The sequence below is a fragment of the Streptomyces sp. NPDC057654 genome, from assembly GCF_042800135.1.
GTDB lineage: Bacteria > Actinomycetota > Actinomycetes > Streptomycetales > Streptomycetaceae > Streptomyces.
Window position 1 is genome coordinate 6,996 of sequence record NZ_JBHVHQ010000151.1, and the last position, 6,087, is coordinate 13,082.

Consider the following 6,087-nt stretch of genomic DNA (forward strand, 5'->3'; position numbering starts at 1 on the left):
GACCGGCCGTCCGCTGACCGGCCTCAGCCGACCGGCCACCCTCCGCGAGCGGCTCCGTCATCGCGGGAGGCGCCTGTCCCGAACAGGCAAACGGGGATGTCCGCCAGAGGAAAGACACGCCCGCGCCGCCGGGGGTTCACTGCCGAACCCGGGACCGATTCCGAACCGGCTCCGACCCCGGTATCGGCACCGGCCCCGGCCCCGACCCCCGAACGACGAAGCGGATGAAGCGGAGACCACCATGCCCGAGGCGCCCGGCGACGAGTTCTGGAAGGACCTCAAGCCGATCCGGAACTCCTTCAAACCCGACGCACTGCCCGAGGTCTACCTCCCCCAGGCGGCCACCGACGACGACCGCTACTACGTGCCGTTCACCGAGACCGTCCGCTCGCGGCCGCTGTGGATCAACGTGAAGGACAACTCCTGGGCCGACATCCTGCGCGCGGACCAGCCAGGGCTGGTCAACCGGCACTACCACCCGCACGAGGTCTTCGCGTACACGATCTCCGGCACCTGGGGCTATCTCGAACGCCCCTGGACCGCGCGCGCCGGGGACTTCGTGTACGAGGCGCCGGGCGAGGGCCACACCCTGGTGTCGTACGACAGCGGCGAGCCGATGAAGGCGCTCTTCATCGTCAAGGGCCCGCTGATCTGGCTGGACGAGAACGGCGACACCGCCGGGTACTTCGACGTCCACGACTACATCGCCATGTGCCGCGCCCACTACGAACGGGTGGGCCTCGGCGCCGACCACGTCGATTCGCTGTTCCGGTGACCCGGATGCCGTCCCCGTCGCCGTCCCCGCCGCCACCCTCGCCGCCGTCACCGCCGCCGGACGGCGCGGCACGGACGTACGAGAACAAGTTGCTGCTGGTGCTCTTCCTGGCCTTCGGCTTCGTGTTCTTCGACCGGCAGGCGCTGTCCTTCCTCGCCCCCTTCATCAGCGACGACTTCCGCCTCTCCAACACCCAACTGGGCACGCTGTCCGGCGTCCTGGCGCTGACCTGGGCGCTGTCGGGACTGCTGTGCGGCCGGCTGTCGGACCGGCTCGGCCGCCGCAAACCCCTCCTGATCACCGCCGTCGTGCTCTTCTCCTGCTTCTCGGCAGCGGGCGGCCTGGTGACGGGGTTCGTCGGCCTGCTGCTCGCGCGGGCGCTCATGGGCATCGCGGAGGGCGCGGTCCTGCCGCTGTCGCAGTCGCTGATGGTGGAGGCGTCCCGGGCGGAGCGCCGCGGCCTCAACATGGGGCTGCTCCAGGGCTCCTCGGCCGGGCTGCTGGGCGGCATCCTCTCGCCGCTGGCCGTGGTGTGGGTCGCGGGACAGTACGGCTGGCGGACGGCGTTCCTCCTGACCATCGTCCCCGGCCTGCTCATCGCGGCCTGGATCTGGCGGTCCGTGCGGGAGAGGCCGCCGGTACCGCACGCACCGGCCGCCCCCGTCGCCGCCGCACCGCCTCCCGTACCGGCCGGCGACCACCTGTCCATACGGGAACTGCTCGCGCACCGGAACATCCTCCTGTGCGTGCTGGCGGCCTGCTCCTACCTGACCTGGTTCATCGTCATCATCACGTTCACGCCCACCTATCTGGAGGACGTCAAGGGCTTCTCGGCGGGCACCATGAGCCGCGTGATGACGTGCTTCGGCGTCGCGTGGGTGCTGTGGGGATTCGTCACCCCGGCCATCTCCGACCGCATCGGCCGCAGGCGCACCATGATCCTCTTCAGCGCGGTCGCCGCCCTCTGCCCGCTCGCCGTGGTGTATCTCGACGGGCCGGTGGTGCTCGGCGCGGTCGTGATCCTCACCTACACCGGTCTGGGCTGCTTCACCCTGATCATGGCCACCATCCCCGCCGAGACGGTTCCCCGCGGCTCGCTGGCCACCGCCCTCGGGCTCGTCATGGGAGCCGGCGAACTGGCCGGCGGATTCCTCGCACCGGTGATCGCGGGCCGCGCCTCGGACGCCTGGGGGCCGCAGACCGCCATGTTCATCTCCGCGGGCGGCGCGGTGGTCGTCGTCCTGCTCTCCTTCGGCCTGCGCGAGACGGCCCCGGAGGTGCTGAGGCGCAGGGCGCTCAGGGAGGCGGCTCGTGCCCAGGGGGCCAGTGCGGGTACGGAGGTTCGTACAGGAGCGGGCGCTGACGCTCGTACGGCCTTGGGCTCGGGGCCGGGGCACGACGCCACGGCGCCCGGCGGGCGGCGGCGGATGCGGGCGGCGGTCTGGTACGGGGCCGGGGACGTCCGGGTCGTCGAGCGGGACGTCCCCGAACCCGGCCCCGGCGAGGTGCTGGTGGCGGTCGCGTACTGCGGTATCTGCGGCAGCGATCTGCACGAGTACGCCGACGGGCCGCACGCCATCCCCGTCGCCGCGCCGCACCCGGCCTCCGGCGCGACGGCCCCGCTCGTGCTCGGTCACGAGTTCTGCGGGACCGTGGCCGCCCTCGGCCCCGGCGTGTCCGGGCTCGCGGTGGGCGACAGCGTGGCCGTCGAACCGCACTACCGGTGCGGCGACTGCGCGCGCTGCCGGGACGGGGAGTACAACATCTGCCGGCACTTCGGTTTCGCCGGTCTGATGGGCGACGGCGGGCTGGCCGAGTTCGCCGCGCTGCCCGCCTACATGGTGCACCGGCTCCCCCCGGACGTACCGCTGGAACAGGCGGCGCTCTTCGAGCCCGCGTCCGTCGCCCTGCACGCGCTGCGGCGCGCCGGGGACTCCCCCTCGGCCCTCGCGGTCGTCGGGCTCGGCCCGATCGGTCTGCTGACCGTGCGGCTCGCGGCCGAGCGCGGCGTGCCGAGGATCATCGCCGCCGATATCGCCCAGGACCGGCTGGAGCTGGCGGAACGGCTGGGCGCGACGGACACGGTGAACGCCGTCGGAACGCATGGCGCTGACGGTGCCGGAGCGGCGATCCGCGAACTGACCGGCGGGGAGGGCGTGGACGTCGCGTTCGAGGCGGTGGGTTCGCAGGACGCGCTCGACACCTGCCTGGCCGCGACCCGGCGCGGCGGCCGGGTCGTCCTGGTCGGGCTGGGCCGGCAGGTGCGGCTCGACGCCTACGCGCTCGTCAACAACGAGCAGTCGATCGTCGCCAGCGTCGGCTACCGCGACACCTACCCCGAGCTCATCCGCCTGGTCGGGCGCGGCGGCGTGGACCTCACGCCCGTGGTGACGTCGACCGTGGCGCTCGACGACGTCGTCGCCGACGGCCTGCGCCCGCTGTCCCGGGGGCCGGGCGGGCAGATCAAGATCCTGGTGCGCCCGAACGCCCGCGCCGACGGGCCCGACGTACCGGAGCCCGCGACATGACCGGCGCGGACGACGACGTGCGCGGACTGGGTGCGTTCGCCCCGGATTCCTTCGCCGGGCGGAGCGTCCTGGTCACCGGCGGCACCTCGGGCATCGGCGCCGCGACGGCCGTGTTCTTCGCGGAACTGGGCGCGGAGGTGCGGGCGCTGGGCCTGCCGCCCGCCGCTCCCCGGGAGCTGCCCCGCCACGCACGCGTTCGCGTCGTGGAAGCGGACGTCACCGACCGGGACGGCCTCGCGCGCCGGATCGCGGAGTGCGGCCGCCTCGACTGCCTGGTCTCCTGCGCGGGCGTCAGCCGGGACCGCGCGGAGTACGGGCGCGGAGCCTGGGACCACGTACTGGCGGTGAACCTGGACGCGACGATGACGGCGTGTCAGGCGGCGCGTCCGCTGCTCGCTCGGGGCGGCGGGAGCATCGTGACCGTCTCGTCGATGTTCGCCCTCTTCGGCAGCCGCGACCGGCCCGCGTACAGCGCGAGCAAGGGCGGCGTCACCCAGCTGACGCGGTCGCTGGCCGCCGAGTACGCCGCCGACGGCATCCGGGTCAACGCCGTCGCGCCGGGCTTCGTCGCCACCCCGCTCGCCCGCGGCGTCCTGGACGATCCCGACGCGGCGCGGGCGGTGCTCTCCCGGCTGCCGCTCGGGCGGCTGGGGAGGCCGCGCGAGGTCGCGTCGGCCATCGCGTTCCTGTGCTCGGCGGCCGCCGCGTACGTGACCGGGGCCGTCCTCACGGTCGACGGCGGCTACTCGGCCGTGTGAGCGGCGAGCGGCCTCTGTGGCGGCCGAGTCGAAGGGGGCCGGCGGCCCGGAGCGCTGGCCGCGGCCCGCGCCGGGCGTTACGCTGCGGCTGCCCCGGACCGGGCGCGGGAGCCGCGGGGCACGTACGCGCCCCATGCGGCGGGCAGGCGCACGGTGAGGAGGCCCCCCGATGCCCGAATACACCACCCCCGCGGCAGCCGCCGCGTCCACCATCTCGACGCGGTCCGTCGACCCGGCGGACCGGGTCGAACTGTGGGAGGACTACAACCGTCGGGCCCTGGTGGGTCTGACGTGCTCCCCGTATTCCGAGCAGGGGCTGCTGGCCCGGCAGACCAACTTCCGGCTCGGCGGGCTGCGGCTGGCCGAGATCACCGGCAACGAGCACGTCATCGAGCGGACCGCGAAGACCTGCCGCGCGCTGCCCAAGGACTCGGTCTTCGCCTCCCTGCTGGTGTCGGGTCAGGGCGTCTTCTTCCACGGCGGCGGCTGCCTCACCCCGGCCGCCGGCGACCTGGTGCTCTACGACACGCGGCGCTCGTATCTCTTCGGGTTCCCGTGCACCATGCGGCAGTTGCTGGTGGACATCCCGCGCGAGGTGTTCACGGAGAGCTGCGCGGCCGGGGGCGTGCCGACGCCGCTGCTGTTCGGCGGGCGGTCGGCGGGCGAGGGCGCGCTGGTCTCGGCGCTGCGGTCCGTGCTGGCCGACTGGACGGCGCACTGCGGTACGGGCGACCCGGACGCCACGGCGGCCACCGTGCTGGACCTGGTCCGTTCGCTGGCCGGGCCCCGGCTGGGCGACGGGCCCCGGCTGGACGACGGCGCGGCGACGGCCGGGCGGGCGTCGCGGCTGGCGGTGGCGGAGGACTACATCGGCCGGCACCTCTCCGATCCGGGGCTGAGCGCCGGGCGGGTGGCCGAGGCGGTCGGGGTGTCCGGCCGGCAGCTGAGCCGGATCTTCGAGCCGTCCGGGGTGAGCCCGTCCCGCCGCATCCTCGAACTGCGGCTTGCCGGGGCCCGCGAGCAGCTGGCGGCCGACGGCTCCCGGCATCTGACGGTCGCCGAGATCGCCCACCGCTGGGGCTTCGCCAGCCAGGCCCACTTCACACGCGTCTTCGGCGACCGCTTCGGCCACACCCCGGGCGCGACCCGCCCCGGTCCGTGACGGGACTGCACGCGGCCTGCCCTGACAGGCCGTCAGGGCGGGCCGGACCCGTACGCGGGCGCCCCGTAAGCGGAGCGGCCTGATATCAGCTGATGGCGAAGTCGTCCGCGTACACGCTGTTCTGCCCGTACCAGCCGTGGGCGTAGACGGTGATCGTCCCGGTGGAGCCGGTGGTGAAGGGGACGGTGAGCTTCGTCCAGGCACTGGCGGCGGACCAGGCGCTGGCGGTGGCGTCACCCTTGACCCCGATGTAGGCGTAGCCGCCCTGGACCCAACCGGTCAAGTTGTAGCGGGTGTTGGGGGTCAGGGTGAGCGTCTGCGCGCATTCGCCGGTCTGGCTCGCGGTGGGCGAGACGCGCAGCGCGTGGGTGCCGGAGTGCACCGGGCTGTCCACGACCGCGCCGCCCGGCTGGCAGGTCCACGGCCCGAGGCCGCCGGTCTCGAAGCCGCCGTTGACCGGGGTGCCCTCGCCGCCGGGCCCGGTGACGGTCAGGGTGTAGGCAGCGGAGTGGCTGACGGCCCCGGCCGTGCCCTTGACCGTGATCGGGTAGCGGCCGGGCACGGCGGTCGCGGCGGCGGCGACGGTGAGCTTTGCCGTGCCGCCCGCGGTCACGCTCGTCGGATCGACGGTGGCCGTGACGCCGGCCGGGGCGCCCTCGGTGGTGAGGTCGACGCGCTTGGCGGTGCCGTTGGTGACGGCGGTGGTCACGGTCGCGGTGGCGGAGCCGCCCTGGGGCACGGTCGCGGCGCCGGGCGCCGTGTCGAGGGAGAAGTCGTCGGCGGCGGGCCCGCCGCCGGTGAACGGCGCGAAGGCGTGGGTGAAGAACCAGGTGTCCTGCTCGATGCCCGAGCCGGTGTCGGAGC

5 protein-coding genes are annotated in these 6,087 nt (G+C 74.2%); 4 read left to right on the plus strand and 1 reads right to left on the minus strand.

The window, feature by feature from the left end:
- Positions 1-241 precede the first annotated feature (241 nt).
- From ACFU99_RS14590 to ACFU99_RS14605, 4 genes are all read left to right on the plus strand, one after another.
- Positions 242-775, plus strand: a complete 534-nt coding sequence (locus ACFU99_RS14590; protein WP_384390887.1) for a 2,4'-dihydroxyacetophenone dioxygenase family protein — start codon at positions 242-244, stop codon at positions 773-775.
- 5 nt (positions 776-780) lie between these two features.
- Positions 781-3,303 (plus strand): MFS transporter, encoded by a 2,523-nt coding sequence (locus ACFU99_RS14595; protein WP_384390889.1) that lies wholly within the window; start codon positions 781-783, stop codon positions 3,301-3,303.
- A complete protein-coding gene (locus ACFU99_RS14600; RefSeq protein WP_384390892.1) occupies positions 3,300-4,061 on the plus strand; it encodes an SDR family NAD(P)-dependent oxidoreductase in 762 nt (253 codons plus the stop codon). The genes ACFU99_RS14595 and ACFU99_RS14600 overlap by 4 nt, the downstream gene beginning before the upstream one ends.
- Positions 4,062-4,230: 169 nt before the next feature.
- Positions 4,231-5,223 (plus strand): helix-turn-helix domain-containing protein, encoded by a 993-nt coding sequence (locus ACFU99_RS14605; RefSeq protein WP_384390894.1) that lies wholly within the window; start codon positions 4,231-4,233, stop codon positions 5,221-5,223.
- Positions 5,224-5,308: 85 nt separating this feature from the next.
- On the opposite strand, the gene ACFU99_RS14610 is transcribed toward ACFU99_RS14605, so the two are convergent.
- The coding region (locus ACFU99_RS14610) for a carbohydrate binding domain-containing protein (RefSeq protein ID WP_384390897.1) at positions 5,309-6,087 on the minus strand (779 nt) is incomplete at its 5' end.

Bases quoted from the DNA above. Each gene is read 5' to 3' on its own strand.
- ACFU99_RS14600 (WP_384390892.1), top strand. From the start codon at position 3,300: ATGACCGGCGCGGACGACGACGTGCGCGGACTGGGTGCGTTCGCCCCG.
- ACFU99_RS14590 (WP_384390887.1), top strand. From the start codon at position 242: ATGCCCGAGGCGCCCGGCGACGAGTTCTGGAAGGACCTCAAGCCGATC.
- ACFU99_RS14595 (WP_384390889.1), top strand. From the start codon at position 781: ATGCCGTCCCCGTCGCCGTCCCCGCCGCCACCCTCGCCGCCGTCACCG.
- ACFU99_RS14605 (WP_384390894.1), top strand. From the start codon at position 4,231: ATGCCCGAATACACCACCCCCGCGGCAGCCGCCGCGTCCACCATCTCG.